Source organism: Verrucosispora sp. WMMD703, assembly GCF_049178935.1.
Taxonomy (GTDB): domain Bacteria; phylum Actinomycetota; class Actinomycetes; order Mycobacteriales; family Micromonosporaceae; genus Micromonospora; species Micromonospora sediminimaris.
Map to the genome: position 1 here is coordinate 2,518,141 of NZ_JBMHMM010000004.1, position 18,120 is coordinate 2,536,260.

The 18,120-nt window shown below is 72.3% G+C and carries 15 protein-coding genes; 13 read left to right on the top strand and 2 right to left on the bottom strand.

Going from position 1 to position 18,120, the window contains the following annotated elements:
* The first annotated feature begins 113 nt into the window (after positions 1-113).
* From ACN26Z_RS12095 to ACN26Z_RS12105, 3 genes are all read left to right on the top strand, one after another.
* Positions 114-302, top strand: coding sequence for a hypothetical protein (locus tag ACN26Z_RS12095; RefSeq protein WP_421461231.1), 189 nt, complete (start codon positions 114-116; stop codon positions 300-302).
* Positions 303-435: 133 nt separating this feature from the next.
* Positions 436-1,032: a helix-turn-helix domain-containing protein gene (locus ACN26Z_RS12100; RefSeq protein WP_421461234.1), complete on the top strand. Its 597-nt coding sequence runs from the start codon at positions 436-438 to the stop codon at positions 1,030-1,032.
* Positions 1,029-2,402 (top strand): MFS transporter, encoded by a 1,374-nt coding sequence (locus ACN26Z_RS12105; RefSeq protein ID WP_421461236.1) that lies wholly within the window; start codon positions 1,029-1,031, stop codon positions 2,400-2,402. The genes ACN26Z_RS12100 and ACN26Z_RS12105 overlap by 4 nt, the downstream gene beginning before the upstream one ends.
* On the opposite strand, the gene ACN26Z_RS12110 is transcribed toward ACN26Z_RS12105, so the two are convergent.
* Positions 2,360-3,094, bottom strand: a complete 735-nt coding sequence (locus ACN26Z_RS12110; protein ID WP_421461238.1) for a GNAT family N-acetyltransferase — start codon at positions 3,092-3,094, stop codon at positions 2,360-2,362. The two genes, ACN26Z_RS12105 and ACN26Z_RS12110, sit on opposite strands and share 43 nt — an antisense overlap.
* 117 nt (positions 3,095-3,211) lie before the next feature.
* On the opposite strand from ACN26Z_RS12110, the gene ACN26Z_RS12115 reads away from it, so the two are divergent.
* The 8 genes from ACN26Z_RS12115 (at position 3,212) to mltG (ending at position 13,484) form a co-directional block, all read left to right on the top strand.
* A complete protein-coding gene (locus ACN26Z_RS12115; protein ID WP_093404409.1) occupies positions 3,212-3,421 on the top strand; it encodes a hypothetical protein in 210 nt (69 codons plus the stop codon).
* A 75-nt stretch (positions 3,422-3,496) separates the two neighbouring features.
* Positions 3,497-5,023 (top strand): replication-associated recombination protein A, encoded by a 1,527-nt coding sequence (locus ACN26Z_RS12120; RefSeq protein WP_282239167.1) that lies wholly within the window; start codon positions 3,497-3,499, stop codon positions 5,021-5,023.
* A gap of 2,345 nt (positions 5,024-7,368) precedes the next feature.
* Entirely contained in the window at positions 7,369-8,148 is a 780-nt protein-coding gene (locus ACN26Z_RS12125) for a hypothetical protein (protein ID WP_421461241.1), read from the top strand.
* A gap of 138 nt (positions 8,149-8,286) precedes the next feature.
* Positions 8,287-8,748 (top strand): DUF948 domain-containing protein, encoded by a 462-nt coding sequence (locus ACN26Z_RS12130; RefSeq protein WP_093404402.1) that lies wholly within the window; start codon positions 8,287-8,289, stop codon positions 8,746-8,748.
* A 27-nt stretch (positions 8,749-8,775) separates the two neighbouring features.
* Positions 8,776-9,081, top strand: coding sequence for a hypothetical protein (locus ACN26Z_RS12135; RefSeq protein ID WP_093404399.1), 306 nt, complete (start codon positions 8,776-8,778; stop codon positions 9,079-9,081).
* A complete protein-coding gene (alaS, locus tag ACN26Z_RS12140; RefSeq protein ID WP_421461243.1) occupies positions 9,078-11,756 on the top strand; it encodes an alanine--tRNA ligase in 2,679 nt (892 codons plus the stop codon). The genes ACN26Z_RS12135 and alaS overlap by 4 nt, the downstream gene beginning before the upstream one ends.
* A 73-nt stretch (positions 11,757-11,829) precedes the next feature.
* Positions 11,830-12,291, top strand: coding sequence for a Holliday junction resolvase RuvX (ruvX, locus tag ACN26Z_RS12145; RefSeq protein ID WP_093404394.1), 462 nt, complete (start codon positions 11,830-11,832; stop codon positions 12,289-12,291).
* Positions 12,288-13,484 (top strand): endolytic transglycosylase MltG, encoded by a 1,197-nt coding sequence (gene mltG / locus ACN26Z_RS12150; RefSeq protein ID WP_093404391.1) that lies wholly within the window; start codon positions 12,288-12,290, stop codon positions 13,482-13,484. Before ruvX ends, mltG begins: the two co-directional genes overlap by 4 nt.
* Before the next feature lie 59 nt (positions 13,485-13,543).
* On the opposite strand, the gene ACN26Z_RS12155 is transcribed toward mltG, so the two are convergent.
* A complete protein-coding gene (locus ACN26Z_RS12155; RefSeq protein ID WP_421461246.1) occupies positions 13,544-14,809 on the bottom strand; it encodes an endo-1,4-beta-xylanase in 1,266 nt (421 codons plus the stop codon).
* 147 nt (positions 14,810-14,956) lie between these two features.
* Here ACN26Z_RS12155 and ACN26Z_RS12160 point away from each other — a divergent pair, with 147 nt between their 5' ends.
* Complete coding sequence (locus tag ACN26Z_RS12160) at positions 14,957-15,778, top strand: shikimate dehydrogenase (protein WP_421464630.1); 822 nt, start codon at positions 14,957-14,959, stop codon at positions 15,776-15,778.
* 502 nt (positions 15,779-16,280) lie between these two features.
* The gene (locus ACN26Z_RS12165; protein ID WP_421461248.1) at positions 16,281-17,990 is read left to right on the top strand and encodes a glycosyl hydrolase; all 1,710 of its coding nucleotides are present in this window, start codon (positions 16,281-16,283) and stop codon (positions 17,988-17,990) included.
* Positions 17,991-18,120: the final 130 nt, after the last annotated feature.

Below are 18,120 nucleotides of genomic sequence, written 5' to 3' on the forward strand. Positions count from 1 at the left end.
TTGCCCCTCTCCCCGTTGACCCTCTGTCCGTTGATCAAGAAGTTTGCGTCATGATCTGGGCCATCTGGTGACGCAAACTTCTTGATCAACCGGTCCGGGAGCGGGGGCGGGGGGTGAGGGAGGAGCTGGGCCTGCTGGTGGCCCGCCGGGAGGGCATCGACCCGGCCGGCCTGAAGACCACCACCGGCGCTGGCCTGGTGCGCCCCACCGAGGTGCGCCTCGACTCCTTCCGCGCCGCCAGTCTGCTCCGTACCCGACTGCGCGGTGTCTCGGAGCTTTTCGCCGCTTCCACCGGCCGTTGAGTACACCGGTGACGGCCGCCTGAAGCGCAGCTGGGCGCAGACGGCACCGCTCATCGGCCGCCACCCACCATGCACCGACGGCAGCTGTGCACAACTATTGTGCATAATAGTTGTGCACAGATATTGTGCATCCGTGACCGAGGGAGAGCGTCGACCACCGCCGCGACAGGTCCGCATCGATCACCGACAGGTCCGGGTGCTGGCGCATCCACTGCGGGCCCGGCTGCTCGGCGCGCTGCGGGTCAAGGGACCGGCCACCGCGACCACCCTCGCCGGACTGCTCGACAGCAACACCGGCGCGACCAGCTATCACCTGCGCCAGTTGGCCGAGGTCGGCCTGGTCGTCGAGGAGCCTGACCGGGGCACCGGGCGACAGCGCTGGTGGCGGGCCGCCCATGACGTGACCAACTGGGAGAACACCGACTTCGACAACGACCCCGACGCCCGGGCCGCGATGGAGTGGATCCAGGCCGAGCAGGTCCGCCTCTTCGTCGAGCACACCGAGCGATGGTTCGCCGTCCGCGACGAGTGGTCACCCGAGTGGCGGGACGCCTTCGGCATGAGCGATGCCTTCCTGACCATTCCGGCGGCCCAGCTGACCGAGTTGCAGCAGGAGCTGTGGCGCATCCTGGAGCGCTACCGGGCCGGGGCCGATCCGGATGAGCCCGGTGCCGAGCAGGTGCAGATCTTCCTCGCCTCCTTCCCGCTGCTGCTCGGGAGGAAGCCGTGAGCGAGCTGTCCGTACGCCAGATCCGGCGTCGTTTCCTGGTCCTGCACGGTCTGCGCTGGCTACCGACCGGCCTGCTGATCCCGGTGGTGATCCTGCTGATGCAGGAGCGGGGCCTGACCCTGACCCAGATCGGTCTGGCCGCCGCCGCCCAGGGGGTGGTGGTGCTCGCCCTGGAGTTGCCGACCGGTGGGTTCGCCGACGCGCTGGGCCGCAAGCCGGTGCTGGTGGCGGCCGGTTCGGTAAGCCTCGTCTCACTGGGTCTGCTGGTGGTGGCGGACTCGTTCGCCCTGCTGGCCATCGTCTGGGCGTTGCAGGGCGTGTTCCGTGCCCTGGACAGTGGCCCGCTGGAGTCCTGGTACGTGGACAGCACCCTGGCCGTCGACCCGGATGCCGCGTACGAGAAGGGTCTCGGTCACGGTGGCACCGTGCTCGGCCTGAGCATCGCGGCCGGTGCGCTGCTCAGCGGCGGTCTGGTCGCGCTCGGTCCGCTGGGTCCGGTCAGTGCCCTGACCACGCCGGTCCTGGCCGCCCTCGGTCTGCAGGGGGTTTCGCTGCTGGCGTTGCTGACCCTGCTGGTGGAACGGCGACCGGCGAGCGGGCCCGGTGCGGTGCGGGCCTCGGTCCGGGCCGCACCCCGCATGGTCGGCGAGGCGTTCGGCCTGCTGCGCCGGTCCCGGGTGCTGCTCGCCCTGGTCGCGGTGGAGCTGTTCTGGGGCTTCGGGATGGTCACCTTCGAGAGCCTGCTGCCGATCCGGCTGGCCGAGGTGATCGGCGACGCCGACCGGGCGGCCGCCCTGCTCGGCCCGGCGAGCACCATCGCCTGGCTGGCCTCGGCGGCCGGCGCGGCGGCCACCCCGCTGCTCATCCGCTGGCTCGGTGCCGCACCCGGTGCCGCGGTGCTGCGGATCGTGCAGGGCGTCACCGTGGTCGGGATGGCCCTGCTGGCCGGACCGGTCGGCGTGCTGATCGCCTTCTTCGCCTGCCATGCCGTGCACGGCGCGTCGAACCCGCTGCACATGGGACTGCTGCACCGGCAGGTCGACGGCCCGTACCGGACCAGCGTGATCTCGGTGAATTCGATGGTGGCCATGCCGGCCGGTGCGTTCGGCGGCGTGCTGCTCGGCTTCATCGGCGACCGGGCCGGGGTGAGCACGGCGATGCTCGTCGGTGCGGTCGCGCTGGCGGTCGCCGCACCGCTGTACCTGCCCGCCTGGCGGGCGGGCCGGGTCGCCGGCCAACCCAGGCCGCCCGCCGACCAGGCGAAAACGATCGTCGACGAACCGGTCGCCGGCCGGGCAGGAAGGATCGCCGACGGCCCCACCGACGATCAGACGAAGCGGACCGAGGTGAGCGGGAACGTGTCGGCGTAGCCGAGCCGCCGATAGAGCCGGATCGCCGTCACGTTGCTCGGGTAGACGCCCAGCGCCACCATGCCGTACCGGTCCAGCAGGGCCCGCGTCATTCCGGTGGTGATCGCCGCACCCAGGCCGCGTCCTCGGTGCTGCGGTGCCACCGCCAGCCCAGCGAGGAAACCGACCTCGCCCCGGGTCCGGTCGGCGCCGCAGGCGACCAGCCGGTCACCGTCGCGGATGCCGTACCAGCCGCGCACCTGCGGACTGCCCGGACGGGCGGTGCTGGTCGGGAACGCCTCGTCGATAAGCGCCGTCAGGGCCGGGTGGTCCGCCTCGGTCAGTCGTACCACCCGCTCCTCGCCGGGTTGTGCCGGCGGCGCACCTGTCGTCCAGAGAAAATCCCAGTCCTCGTACCCGGCCACGGCCGGACCGAGCGGCGCCGGATCCGTACGGGGCAGGTGCAGCCACCGTCCGGCACCCAACCTGCCATCCGTGACCAGCGTGCTGACCAGGTCGATCGCCGTGTCAGACGGGCCGATCACGCCACCGATCGGCCCCTGCTCGACGGTGAGCAGCCAGCACACGGTCCCGGCGCGTCGCCAGCCCTGCGCCGGTTCGTGGATCGGCAGCGAGTGCCGCACGAAGGGATGGCGGCCCGTCGCGGCCAGGATGGCGCTCCGCCCATCGAGGACCTCGTCGGCGTTGATCATGTCGTCAGCGTAGGCGGCGGGTGGGGAGGAGTCGCGTGATCCACCGTGGAGATTGGCGAGCCGACCGATCGGGTACATCCCGCGCCGACCTACTGGAACCCCCACCGGAGGAACGTCATGCTCGCCATCGCTGCGGCCGTCGTCTTCGGCTTCGCCCTGTTGCTCGACCTGCTGGACACCAAACTCGGCGCACCGGACCTGTTCAACTGGAACACCCTGGTGCTGATCGGTCTGCTGCTGCTCTCGCTCTATCTGGCCGGCGTCGGCCGGGGGCCGGGTGGCGGCGGTGGTCGCTGGTACCGGGGTCGCCGCCCGGGCCGCGGCTGACCGGTAACGATCACCCCTGGCTCGGCCGACGGCGCGATTCCGGCGAAGTCGGCCGAGCCCGGTACTGTTCTCGTGATGGAGTCCGACGCCCTCTTCACCCTCGGTGAACCCGCCGCAGCACCCGGTGCGCAGGCGGGTTTCGGTGGTGTCGGCGGCTTCACCCCGGCCGGGCCGGACGCGCCGCTGCCGGTCCGGATGCGCCCGGCCGGTATCGATGAGCTGGTCGGCCAGGAACACCTGCTCACTCCCGGTGCGCCGCTACGCCAGCTGGTCACCGGCAGCGCACCGATGTCGGTCATCCTCTGGGGGCCGCCGGGCAGCGGCAAGACCACTATCGCCCACCTGGTCGCCACCGCGACGGACCGGCGGTTCGTCGCGATGTCCGCGCTGACCGCCGGGGTGAAGGACGTCCGTGCGGTGATCGACACGGCGCGGCGACAGCGGCGCTCGGGTGGCCCGCCGACGGTGCTCTTCATCGACGAGGTGCACCGGTTCAGCAAGACCCAGCAGGATTCGCTGCTCGCGGCGGTGGAGGACCGGACGGTCACTTTGCTGGCGGCCACCACCGAGAACCCGTACTTCTCGGTCATCTCCCCACTGCTCTCGCGGTGCGTGCTGCTCACCCTTCGGCCCCTCGACGACGCTGCGGTACGCGGGCTGCTGCGCCGCGCGCTGGTCGACCAGCGCGGCCTGGGCGGGGCGCTCACCCTCGCCGCCGAGGCGGAGGAGCACCTGATCCGGTTGGCCGGCGGGGACGTCCGCAAGGCGCTCACCGCGCTCGAGGCGGCGGCCGCCTCGACGACCGCGCTGGGCAAGGACCAGATCGACCTGGCCACCGCCGAACGCGCGGTGGACACCGCAGCCGTCCGCTACGACCGGGCGGGGGACGCCCACTACGACGTGACAAGCGCCTTCATCAAGAGCATGCGCGGTTCCGACGTGGACGCGGCGCTGCACTGGCTGGCCCGGATGCTGGTCGCCGGGGAGGATGCCAGGTTCATCGCGCGGCGGTTGGTGATCTTCGCCAGCGAGGACGTCGGCATGGCCGACCCGGCGGCGCTCGGTGTGGCGACCGCCGCGGCCCACGCGGTGGAGTACGTCGGCCTGCCCGAGGCGCAGCTCAATCTCGCTCAGGCCGTCATCCACCTGGCCACCGCACCGAAGTCGAACTCGGCGACCACCGCGATCGGGGCGGCGATCGCCGACGTGCGCTCCGGCCGGGGCGGGCCGGTGCCCCGGGGCCTGCGCGACGCCCACTACTCCGGTGCCCGGGGGCTCGGGCACGGCATCGGCTACCGCTATCCGCACGACGACCAGCGGGGCGTGGTCACCCAGCAGTACGTGCCCGACGACCTGGTCGGCACCGACTACTACCGACCGAGTCAGCACGGCGCGGAGCGATCGGTGGCCGGCCGGCTGCCGTTGCTACGCCGGATCGTCCGCGGGCTGTCCACTCCTGCCCGCACGGATGAGCCGGCAAAGGGCGGTCGGCCGGCCCGGCCGACGTCGTCCGGGGGGGACGATGACGACGGCCGTACGGCCACGGCAGCCCAGGTGGCCGAAGAGGTCGGCGCGAGCGCCGACGGGAGGGGTCAACAGTGAAATCGTCGGACCGACCGGACGAGAGCCCGGACGCGCGGCGCGGCAAGGGCCGTCGCTGGGGTCGGGGCAAGTCCGAGGCCGCCGCCCCGGAGGAAACGGGGAGCGGCGAGGATTTCGGCTGGATCGACGACCTGCGTTCGGCCAAGCAGCAGCGCACCGAGCTGGGCCCCGACGGCGCTGCCGTCGATCCGTCCGCCGCTGCACGCAGCGGTCCCGAGCGATCCGGTCCGCAGCCAGCCATGCGGCCCGGCCCCACGCCGGTCAACCACCCGGGGCCGGACGCTCCGGTAGCGCCGCCACCCGGCCGCGGCCCGGCCGAACCACCACGAGCGCGTCCGGTCGACGGCCCCTGGCCGGGTAATCCGGCTGCCCGGCCGCCTGCCGGCCCGCCCGGCGGACGGCTCCCGGCCCCCCCGCCGTTCGCCGCTGCACCGCCGCCCGCCGCCCGTCACGAGCCCGACCCGCCGAACACCCCGCCGGCCGGTTGGCCGCAGCAGCCGCCAGCCGCCGGGCCGCCCGCCCGGCGGCCACATTCCGGTGAGCCGGTTCCGGGCGACGGCCCCAGGCCGGTTCCCGAGGCCGGCCCGGTCTCCGGCGCACCGACCGTCCCGGGCTGGCCGCCCGCGGGCCCGGTGTCGGGTGCGCCGGCGAGCCCGGTGTCGGGTCCGCCCGGGCAGCGGCGCCTGCCCGGCGTCCGACCGAACGCCGCGCCGGCCGGCCCGCGCCGCCTGCCGTCGACCGAACCTCTCCCGGCATCGCCGGACACCGCCCACGGCCCGGCGGCGCCGGGCATGACGCCCGCCGTCGGTCGGCCGGGCGGCGCGCCGGCGGGCGGTCGGCGAGCTGGCCGCCGCCGGGCCGCCGAGCCGGAGGAGGACCGGCCAGTGGTGCCGCTGTCCGGCAACGCGCCACCGATCCCCGGTGCGCCGTCCGGCCGTCCGGCCGCTGGGCCCGCGCAGCCCGCACCCGTTCGTCGCGAGGAGTCCGGCGCACCGATCGGCGCCGACCGGGACCGCCGGACCGCACCCGGCGCGGTCGGGCCCGAGGGTGCCGCCGACGCGGCGTCGGGCCGTCGGAGGCCACCCGAACCGCAGCCGCCGTTCGGTAGCCGACCTGCTGACGGGCCACCCGAGCCACCGCGGGCACGCCGCGCGGCCGACGAGGAGGACACACCGACCCGGGGCCGGCGCGCGGCGGCCGAGGAGCCGTCCGGACGGCACGTAGCGGGTGCCGCTGCCGAGACGCCAGCCGGCGGTGGGCGGCCGGCCGAGGGCCGCTCCAGTCGGCCGGAGCGGCCGTCCGACTGGCTCCGGCAGGCCGGTCGACCGCACCACACCGACCCGGCGTTGCCCACGATCAGCAAGCGACCCACCGCACCGTCCGGCCGCGTGGTCGGCACGCCGTCCGGCGGTACGCCGACGATCGGCGACCGCCGTGGCACGGAAGCCGGCGGCCCGCCCCGTCGGCCGAACGCGGGCACCGCACCGGCCGATGGACGCGGGGTCGAGCCGGGTCCGGAACGTCCGGGTGCCGGGCCCGCCCGCCGCGCCGACGGGCCACCGGCTGGACCGGGCCGTCCCATTCCGCCGACCGGCCCTGCCCCGGGCCCGGGCGGACCTGAGCCAACCGGTCGGGCCGGCGCCCTGCCCCGGATCGGTCCCACCGGCCCGGCCGCCCGGCCCGACGGCCCGCCCCGTGGCGCGGCGCGTCCCGAGGGCCCGCCCGGAACTCCGCCCCGCGGCGCGGCGCGCCCGGACGGCCCACCCGTCGGCCCGCCGCCTGGCGTCGCGCGGCCCGGTGGTGCGCCGGGGGTTCCGCCGCGTGGTGCGGCGCGTCCGGACGGCCCACCCGTCGGCCCGCCGCCTGGCGTCGCGCGGCCCGGTGGTGCGCCGGGGGTTCCGCCGCGTGGTGCGGCGCGTCCGGACGGCCCACCCGTCGGCCCGCCGCCTGGCGTCGCGCGGCCCGGTGGTGCGCCGGGGGTTCCGCCGCGTGGTGCGGCCCGGCCTGACGGTCCGCCGGTGGGACCGGCGCGTGGTGCGGCCCGCCCCGACGGCCCGGCCGGTCGCCCGGGTGGCCCGCCGTCCGGCCCCGCCCGCGGCCCGCACCGGCCCGATGCTGGCCCGCACCGGCCCGATGCCGGCTCCGCCGGCGGTGGCCCGGCTGACCCCGTCCGAGGTGCCGGCACCGGTCCGATCGGTCCGCCGGTCACGGCTCGAGCCGGCGCCCCGGTTCGACCGGAGGACCGGCTCGCCGGCCGGGCCACGCCACCGCACCGGCATCCGGCGCGTCCCGAACCCTCCGGGCCTCCGCCGGTGCCTCCCGGGCGCGGCGGTGAGGCTCCGGCGGTGGCCCGCGCCGCGGCTGCCGTGGCACCGGCTGATCCGGCCGGGCATCCCGGGGCGGAGCCGATGGCCCGACGTGCCGAGGTGCCGCCGGCCGCCGACGTCGACCGGCCCGAGGGCGACCAGACCGGCGACGGTGGTGAGTCGCGCCGCCAGCCGCCAGGTTCCCCGCGGCTGCGCGCCGCCGTGCTGGTGCTGGCCAGTGTCCTCCTGCTCGGCGTTCTCCCCGCGTTCTTCGGGGTGCAGACGATGAACCGGGATCCGGTCTTCGCCTCGCTTGACGAACTGGAGGTGCCGTCCTGGGCCTCGGTCGAACCGGTCGATGACGTCAGCGGCAGCCAGTGGTGCCTGCTCGACTGCCGGTTGCGGGAACGGACCGCCACCTCCGACCGGTCGCCGGACGAGACGGCCCAGGCGTACGAGGCCGCGCTGACCCGCGACGGTTGGCAGCGGTGGACGCCCAACTACTGCCCGGAGCAGGAGGAGAAGGGCAGCTACACCTGCTGGCGGCGGGACGAGCTCACCCTCGACCTCTGGGTACGGGAACGGACCTGCGTGCCGCCACCCGTGGACGGCGAGCCTGCGGTGGTGCCGGCTCCCGACCCGTCCACCGCGGCGCAGGAGTGCCCCGGATCGTTGGTGTCGGTGAAGGTGCGCAACGCGATCGACGACGAGCGGACGCGGCCACAGCCGAGCACCGATCCCTCGCTGACCGGTGAGGATCCCTTCCCGACACTTACCGACGACCCGTTGAGCGACCTGACGCCGTCACCACCGTCCTGAGCCGATCGTCATCACGGACGGTAGGGTCAGGTGCTGGTGGTGACCGGCGGTCGGCCGGGCACTCGACGTTGACGAGGGCGAGACGGTCGTGCGGCTCGGGGCGCTGCGCCCCGACCGCACAGTTTGAGGAGGACTGGCGTGGGCTTTTTGGAGGTCGCGGCGCTGATCGCGGCGATCGCGTTCGCGATGCTGGTGCTGATCCTGACGCTGCCCATCCTGCGTCTGCGACACACCGTGGACGCCACCACCCGCATGATCAACGACCTCAACGACCGGACGGGGCCCCTGCTCGGTGACGTCAACACCACGGTACGCAACGTCAACGTGACGTTGGAGCAGGTCCAGACCTCGATCGACGGGGTCAACCTCCAACTGGCCAAGGTCGACACGATGACCGGTCACGCGCAGAACATCAGCGCCAACGTCGCCAACCTGGTCACCGTGGTCTCCGCCGCCGCGGCCAACCCGCTGGTCAAGGTGGCCGCGTTCGGGTACGGCGTGCGCAAGGCCGCCGCCACCCGCCGGCACGCCGAGACCGAGCGCGAGGTGCGGGACACCATCAAGGCTCAGCGGCGCGCCGCCCGGCGCGGGAACCGCTGACCCCGAAGGCACCCGGGAGGTACGAGCATGAGGCGTCTTTTCTGGCTGGGCATCGGGCTGGCCGTCGGCGTGGTGGTGGTGCGCAAGGCGACCCGCGCCGCGCACGCGTACACCCCGGCCGGCATCGCCGACAACCTGTCGCAATCCGCTGGCGGCCTTGTCGAGGAACTGCGTAGCTTCGTGGCGGACGTACGCGCCGGGATGGCCGAGCGGGAGCACGAGATCCACGAGGCGTTCGCCCAGGGCGAGGCGTTCGACGACCAGTTCGCCGAGTTGCGGGAGGACCCGCGTGTCGGCGACCGAGAGATCTTTCCGGAGGAACACCAGCGATGAAGACGGCGGAGATCAAGCGGCGGTATCTCGCCCACTTCGAGGCGAACGGTCACACCGTGGTGCCGTCCGCTCCGCTGCCCGCCATCAGCGACCCGAACCTGCTGTTCGTCAACGCCGGCATGGTGCAGTTCGTCCCCTACTTCCTGGGTCAGCAGACGCCGCCGTACCGGCGCGCGGTCAGTGTCCAGAAGTGCATCCGTACGCCGGACATCGACGAGGTCGGCAAGACCAGCCGGCACGGGACGTTCTTCCAGATGAACGGGAACTTCTCCTTCGGCGACTACTTCAAGGACGGGGCGATCCCGCTCGCCTGGGAGCTGGCCACGAAGTCGGTCGAGGCCGGTGGGTTCGGGCTGGATCCGGAGCGGATCTGGGCGACGGTCTACCTCGACGACGACGAGGCGTACGACATCTGGCGTCGTACCGGGGTGCCCGACGAGCGCATCGTGCGCCGGGGCAAGAAGGACAACTTCTGGTCCATGGGCATCCCCGGCCCGTGCGGCCCGTGCTCGGAGCTGTACTACGACCGGGGCCCGGCCTACGGCGCGGAGGGCGGCCCGGAGGTCGACGAGGACCGGTACCTGGAGTTCTGGAACCTCGTGTTCATGCAGTTCGAGCGGGGCCCGGGCACCGACAAGGAGAACTTCCCGATCCTTGGTGAGCTGCCGGCGAAGAACATCGACACCGGCATGGGCCTGGAGCGGATGGCGTCGATCCTGCAGGGTGTCGACAACCTCTACGAGATCGACGAGGTCCGGCCGATCCTGGACCGTGCGGCCGAACTGACCGGCAAGCGGTACGGCGCGCACTCGGGCCACGCCGCCAACCAGTCACACCCGGACGACGTGCGGCTGCGGGTGATCGCCGACCACGTGCGTACCGCGTTGATGCTCATCGGTGACGGGGTGACCCCGTCCAACGAGGGTCGCGGGTACGTGCTGCGGCGGATCATGCGTCGGGCGATCCGGTCGGTGCGGCTGCTCGGCTGGCAGGAGCGGGCGCTGCCGGAGCTGCTGCCGGTGGCGCGGGACTGCATGGCGCCGTCCTACCCGGAGCTGGCGGCGGACTTCGACCGGATCTCGGCGTATGCGTACGCCGAGGAGGATGCGTTCCTGGCCACGTTGCGGGCCGGTACGACGATCCTGGACACCGCGATCACGCAGACCCGCAGTTCCGGGGGCGGCGCGCTGTCGGGGGAGCAGGCGTTCCAGCTGCACGACACGTACGGCTTCCCGATCGACCTGACCCTGGAGATCGCCGCTGAGCAGGGGCTCACCGTCGACCAGGAGGGCTTCCGCCGGCTGATGGCCGACCAGCGGGCCCGCGCGAAGGCCGACGCGCAGGCGCGTAAGACCGGGCACACCGACCTGTCGGCGTACCGGTCGGTGCTCGACGCCGGCGGCCCGGTGACCTTCACCGGCTACACCGAGACGGCCCGCGAGTCGACGGTCCGCGCGGTGCTCGGCACCGACGGCGCGCGCGCGGCGGCCGTCGAGGGCGACACCATCGAGCTGGTGCTCGACACCACCCCGTTCTACGCCGAGGGCGGTGGCCAGCAGCCCGACCTGGGCATGATCACGGTGGGCGGCGGCCAGGTCGAGGTCCTCGACGTGCAGCAGCCGGTGCCGGGGCTGATCGTGCACCGGGCCCGGGTGCTGCGCGGTGAGGTGCGCGCGGGGGAGACCGGCTACGCGGAGATCGACACCAGCCGGCGGCGGGCGATCTCCCGGTCGCACACCGCCACCCACCTGGTGCACCAGACGATGCGTAACTTTCTCGGCGAGTCCGCCACCCAGGCCGGCTCGTTGAACGCGCCCGGCCGGCTGCGCTTCGACTTCAACACCGCCACCGGGGTGGCGCCCAGCGTGCTGCGGGACGTGGAGCAGCAGGTCAACGAGGTGCTGCTGGCCGACCTGGAGGTGCACGCGTTCATCACCTCACTGGACGAGGCGCGGCGCATCGGTGCCATGGCGCTCTTCGGCGAGAAGTACGGCGAGCATGTCCGGGTGGTCGAGGTCGGTGACTACGCCCGCGAACTCTGTGGCGGCACCCACGTGGCCCGCTCCGGTCAGCTCGGTCTGGTCAAGATCCTTTCCGAGTCGTCAATCGGTTCCGGCGTACGCCGGGTCGAGGCGCTGGTCGGGATGGACGCGTTCAACTTCCTGGCCCGCGAGCACCTGCTGGTGTCGCGCCTCGCCGAGCTGTACCGCGTCCCCTCCGAGCAGGTCGCCGACCGGGTCGAGCAGACGGTCACCCAGCTGCGCGACGCGGAGAAGGAGCTGGAGAAGCTACGCGCGCAGCTGGTGCTCGGTGGCGCGGCGGCCCTCGCTGCCCAGGCCAAGGACGTGCACGGGGTCGCCTACGTGGGCACCGAGGCGCCCGAGGGGGCGGTCGGCAACGACGTGCGTACCCTCGCCCAGGAGATCCGGGGGCGGATCGACGCGTCCCGGCCCGGGGTGGTCGCGGTGGCCGCCCGAGCCAACGGCAAGGCGTCGCTGGTGGTGGCGGTGAACCCGGCCGCCCGCAGCCGGGGCATCGCCGCGAACGAGCTGGTCAAGGCGGCGTTCTCCGGTCGTGGCGGCGGCAGCCCCGAGCTGGCCCAGGGCGGCGGGCTGCCCGAGTCGGAGGTGCCTCGACTGTTGCTCACGGTCGAGCGGGCGCTCGTCGACGCGTGAGTCGCCAGCGCAGCGGATCAGGGCGGACCGGCGCGGTCCGCCCTGACGCGTTTGTCGGGGGAGGTGACGCGGCGTGAGCGACTCGCCCCGTGGGGTACGGCTCGGCGTGGACGTCGGGCAGGTCCGGATCGGGGTCTCCCGGTCCGATCCGCACGGGGTTCTGGCCACCCCGCTGGTCACCCTCGCGCGGGAGCAGAACCCCAGGTCAGATGCGGTGCCGTCGGACGTCACCGAACTCGCCGCGCTGGTCGCCGAACATGAGGCAGTCGAGGTGGTGGTGGGCCTTCCGGTCAATCTGGCCGGCAAACATGGCCCGGCGGCGGAGCACGTGAAGGCGTACGCTCGACAACTGGCCGATGTGATAACTCCGGTCCCGGTGACGCTCACCGACGAGAGGATGTCCACGGTCGTGGCGAGCCGTAGGCTTGCCGAGCGTGGTGTCCGGGGGAAGAGACAACGGGCGGTGGTCGACCAGGCCGCCGCCGTGGAAATTCTGCAGAGCTGGCTGGATGCGCAGCGGAGGCGGACGCAATGATGGACGAGCTGGACCTCGGGTTCGACGAGCAGGAGCGGGGGGAGAAGGGCAAGCACCGCCGTGGCCGCCGTAAGGGCGGCCGGTCCGGTGGTGGGCGGGGCAAGACCGTTCTGGCCCTGCTGCTGGCCGTCGTGCTGCTCGGCAGCATCGGCGGGGGCGCCTTCTACGGCTTCGACCGGATCCAGAGCTACTTCGTCACGCCCGACTACGACGGCGGCGGCACCGAGGAGGTGACCGTCCAGATTCCGCAGGGCGCGTTCCTCGCCGACATGGCCGTGGCGCTGTACGACGCCGGTGTGATCAAGAGCACCAAGGCGTTCATCGAGGCGGCCGACGAGAACTCCCGCAGCCGCAACGTCCAACCCGGGACCTACAAGCTGCGCAAGCAGATGAGCGGTGAGCTGGCCCTGGCCGCGATGCTCGACCCGAAGAACCGGGTGGTCAACGGGCTCACCATTCCCGAGGGGCGGACCGCGAAGAGCATCTTCAAGCTGCTCAGCGATCACACCGAAATTCCGGTGAAGGAGTTCGAGACCGCCGCGAAGGACCCGGAGAAGCTCGGCGTACCGGACTGGTGGTTCAAGCGGGAGGACGGCAAGAAGCCGAAGAAGTCGATCGAGGGCTTCCTCTTCCCGGACACCTACGAGATCCCGCCGGACGCCACCGCCGAGGCCATCCTCGGCCAGATGGTCGACCACTTCCTCACCGTCACCGGCGAGATGGAGTTCGCCGACCGGGTGCAGGAGGAGCGCGGCGGGATCTCCCCGTACGAGGCGCTGATCGTGGCTTCGCTGGCTCAGGCAGAGGCTGGCACCAAGAAGGACCTCGGCAAGGTCGCCCGGGTCGCCTACAACCGGGTGTACCGGGGCAACTTCGACTGTGGCTGCCTGGAGATGGACGTCACCGTCAACTACTACCTGGAGTTGACGGGGCAGAAGACGAAGACGTCCGGCCAGATGACCCAGAGCGACCTGGACAATCCGGACAATCCGTACAACCGCAAGCTACGCGGCATGATCCCCACGCCGATCAACAACCCCGGCAAGGAAGCCCTTGAGGGGGCGATGGATCCGCCGGTCGGCGACTGGCTGTTCTTCGTGGCCGTCGACAAGGAGGGCAACTCCGCCTTCGCGGAGACCTACGACGACCACCTGAAGAACGAGGCCAAGGCCCGGGAAGCCGGCATCATCTGATCGCTGCTGAGACACGGTGACCGGGTGAAGACCCGGTCACCGACGTAGCGACCCGGCGTTCAGGCCAGGTCGAGGGTGGTCGTGGTGTCGGTGGCGTCGATGGTGAAGCGTGCGGTGCGGTCCCCGACGGAGACGGTGTAGTCGCCGAGGAAGCCCTCGACGGCTACGGTGCCGTCCGCTCCGGTGCGCAGGTCCGTCGGCGGCAGCCACCACTCGCCCTTGACCAGCGCTGCCAGCGCGTCGTACGCCGGCTTCGGGCTGCCGTCGGCGCGGACCAGTCCGGCGGGCGCGCCGAGCCACGCACCCCGGTCGGTGAGCCCCCAGTAGTTGATCGACTGGACCGCCGGGTGGGCGAGCAGCGAACGGTAGTGCCGGACGATCTCCTCGGCCTGCCGCGCCTCGCCCTCCGGCGTGCTGGGCCAGTGCGGGATCTGGTAGTCGTTCAGGTCCTCGATCTCGGGCGGCATCAGGTGCCCGGAGACCAGGGTGGTCTCGGTCAGGTGCAGTGGCAGCCCGTACCGGGCGAACCGGTCGAGCATCTGCTGCATGTACTCCTCGCCCCGGTAGCCCTGGTGCATATGGGTCTGCAAGCCGATCGCGTCGATGCGGACACCGGCTTCGAGAACGCCCTCGATGAGGCATTCGTACGCCGAGCTGAGGTCGAAGTCGTTGAGCACCAGCGTGGCCGCCGGGTTGGCCGCCCGGGCCTCCTCGAACGCCAACCGCACCAGGTGGATGCGTCCGCGCGCCCGAGCCAGCGGGGTGATGGCGTTGTCGCCGTTGTCGAAGACGGGCATGATGACCGCCTCGTTAATCGCGTCCCAGGTGTCGATGAGGCCGGCGAATCCACCGGCCAGATCGCGGACGCGGGCCCGCAGCAGCCCTTCGACCTCGTCGAGGTCCAGACCGAGCAGCCACGACGGCTGCACGGTGTGCCAGACCAGCGGATGGCCCTTGACGGCGACGCCCCGTTCGGCCAGCCACCGTGCCGTGGCGGTGAGACGTTCGGTGTCGGGCGCGCCACGCCGGGGCTCGTAGCGACCCCAGTAGAACGGCAGGGTCGCGGTGTTGAACAGGTTCAGCCACAGCTCACCCAGCCGGTCCAGATCCAGGTGGTCGGTCCCGCCGAAGCTCTCGACGTCCGTGGTTCCCGTCGGGCCGGGCCCGCCCACCAGGTTGACGAAGTCGAAACCGATGTTGCCGAAGGCGAACGAGTGCCGGTCCTGGGCGACCGTCACCGCCTGGTCGGCGAGCGGCTGCCGGTCGGCGCCTCGGACGGTGAGGGTGATCTCGCCCTTGCGGTGCCGCAGACTGCTGTCAGACATTGTTGGATGTTAGGCGACAGGTGTGCATGCTGCTGAGGAGCGATCGTGGCTGAGTCAGGGAGCGTCGCGTCAGCGCCTGCGGCGTCGGGGGGTGCAGCATCGGTGCCCGAGGCGTCGGTGCACGGGCCAGCGGCGCACCGGGCGGCGGTGCTGGGCAAACCGATCGCCCATTCGCTCTCCCCGGTGATCCACAATGCCGGGTACGCCGCCGCCGGGTTGACCGGGTGGTCGTACACCCGGATCGAGTGCGCGGCGGCGGAGCTGCCGGCCCTGGTCACCGGCCTGGGCCCGGAGTGGGCCGGGCTGTCGGTGACCATGCCGGGCAAGGAGGCGGCGCTCGCGGTGGCCGCCGAGGTCTCGCCGGTCGCCGCCGCCGTGGGCGCGGCCAACACGTTGGTACGCCGACCCGACGGTTCCTGGTACGCCGACAACACCGACGTCAGCGGCATGGTCGAGGTGCTGACCGAGGCGGGCGTACGCCCCGGCGCCACCGTCACCGTGCTCGGCGCGGGCGGTACCGCCCGGGCTGCCCTCGCGGCGGCGGCCCGGCTGCACGCGGCCGCAGTGACCGTGATCGCCCGCCGCCCGGCGGCGCTCGCCGAACTGGAACCGGTCGCGGCGGCGCTCGGCGTGACGATGATCGGCGCACCGTGGCCGGCGGCGGCGTGGTCCGAGGCTTCGGGGCTGGCCGGTGTCGATGTGCTGATCTCCACGGTGCCGAAGGGGGCCGCCGACGAAGTTGCCGGCAGGGTGCCCTGGCGAGCCGGCACGGTGGTCTTCGACGCGATCTACGACCCGTGGCCGACCCCGCTGGCCGCCGCCGCCGAAGCCGCCGGCTGTCGGATCGTTTCCGGCCTCGACCTGCTGCTGGCCCAGGCGATCGGCCAGTTCGAGCAGTTCACCGGCGCACCCGCCCCCCGCTCGGCAATGGCCGCCGCCCTCACCGCCGCCACCCGCGCCGGTACCTGATCTCCCGCCGGCCGGCGGCCTTCTCCGGCTCAAGGTGACGGTACCCAACGCGGCGAGGCGTGCCGGAACCCTCGCCGCCCGCGAGCCGCCGCCCGCCCCGCCACCCCGCTCCGATCGCCGCTCGCCCCACCGCCCGCTCGCCGGCGCCGCCCGCCAGCCGCCGGCACCGCCGGCACCGCTCGCCCCGCGGTCCGCTCCCGGCCGCCGGGGCGATCTGCCGAGATCTTGGAAGTTTGCGTTAGCGAATAACGGAAACGTTCCAAGATCTCGTGTGCTGGTGGCGGTGAGCGACGTGATGGTGCTGCGCCGACCGGCAACCCGCCGTGAACTTCATGATCAATGGAGTCGGGTGAGGTGGGGGCGGGGCGGGGGTGGGGTGGGGAGGCGTAGGAGTGTCTTAGGTGAGTTTTAAGACGCGCTTAGGTCCTGCCGTCATTCGCACGCTCCGTTGTGTACGCGGATACGCTGCTCAGCGTTATCGTCGAAGACACGAGGAGTATCCGTGACCAGTCGCGGACTGCACCGCATGATCCCGCGTCGTGGCGGCCGGCGTAAGGCCGTGATGCTCGGCGTCATCGGCACCACTGTGGTGCTAGGGCTCGGCGCGACCATGGTGCCGCTGCTCGCCGATGACGGCCTGTCGATCGCGGTGGTGGCCGACACCACCGCCACGGCGGTGCCCCAGGACGGTGACAACAGCGTCAAGACGACGCTCGCGACGTGTCCCGCGCCCTGCGACGGCAACCCGCGTGGCGCCCGCGAGGCGGTGCTGACCTTCCTGGTCACCAAGCTGCCGGCGAACGCGATGAACGTACGGGCCACGCTGCGCGTACACGCCTGGCAGAAGTTCCAGGCGACGGTCACCGCGCACGAGTCCCGACTCGACGCCCGCGCGGCCCGTCCGATGCCGACGCCGCTGGGCGCGGCGCTGGACACGGTCACCGGCGTCGCCAAGGGCTTCAACGAGTGGGATGTCTCGGGCCTGGTCACCGGTAACGGCATCTGGACCCTGTCGCTGGCGCAGGCCGGGTTGGACACCCGGATCTACTGGGCTTCCGGCGAGAACCGTAACCCCGATCTGCGGCCGAGCCTGACGATCAGCTACGACGGCGTGGGTATCCGGCCGCCGTCGGCCTCACCCAGCGTCGCGCCCTCGCCGACGGTCACCGCCAGCCGTCCTCCGGCCTCGCCGACCGTCTCGCCCAGCGTGAGCCCGTCGCCCGCCCGGCCCAGCCCCACCACCACACCGCCGCCACCGGAGTCGGGCAAGTGCGGAACGGTCTCGGCGAAGCTGGTCCCCGGCTGCGGTGCCTGGTGGGGGATGTACTCGCCGACGAACGCCGCCGCCGGATGGGATCACGGCAAGGCCGTCAGTGACGTGGAGAAGCAGGTCGGGCGGAAGTTCGACGTCGTCCACCGCTATCACGACTTCTCCAACACCGGCAGCAACGGCGCCTTCCCCGACGAGTTCCAGCAGCAACAGATGCGCGAGGGAAGGCTCATGTTTTTCGCCTGGGAGAGTCGGATCTTCTCCTCGGGTACGGTGCTGACCTGGAAGGACGTCTACAGCGGGCGGTACGACGCGACGATCGACGCGGTCGCCGGACGGATCCGGGCGATCGGCCAGCCGGTCTTCATCGGGTTCGACCACGAGCCGGAGGACGAGCCGGCCAAGGGCAGCGACGCGGACTTCGTCCGGGCCTGGCGGTACGTGCACGACCGGTTCGCCGACGCCAAGGCGGACAACGCCGTCTGGGTGTGGACGATGATGGGCTGGTCCGGTCACTACGACAGGTACGCCGGGCTCTATCCCGGTGACCGCTACGTCGACTGGGTGGCCTGGGACCCGTACAACTTCCACGTCTGCAACGGCAGCACCGTCTGGAAGAGCCCCAGCACCACCATCGGCTCCTTCTACCGGTGGCTCGACCAGAACGGCATCGGCGCGGGCAAGCCCCGGATGCTGGCCGAGTTCGGCACCAACATGAACGCCGCGGATCCGAACGCGAAGCGACGCTGGTTCGAGGAGTTCCCGGCGGCGCTGAAGGCCCATCCGAAGATCAAGGCAGCGGTCTACTTCAACTCGGCCGGCATGACGAAGACCACGAGCACCTGCAACATGATGATGAATCAGAACGCGGCGGCGGTGGCCGGATTCGCCGCCGCAGGACGGGACAGCTACCTGCGGCAACCGACGGGAGGGAGCCGCTGAGCCAAGGTGAGCTGAGCCGCGGAAGCGGGCCGCCGCAGCGACTGTCGGAAATCCGACCGTCGCTGAGGTTGTCCGTTTCCTGATCCACCCTCCGCCCAATCGGCGGATGCCGCCCTCCAGCGTGGACCGG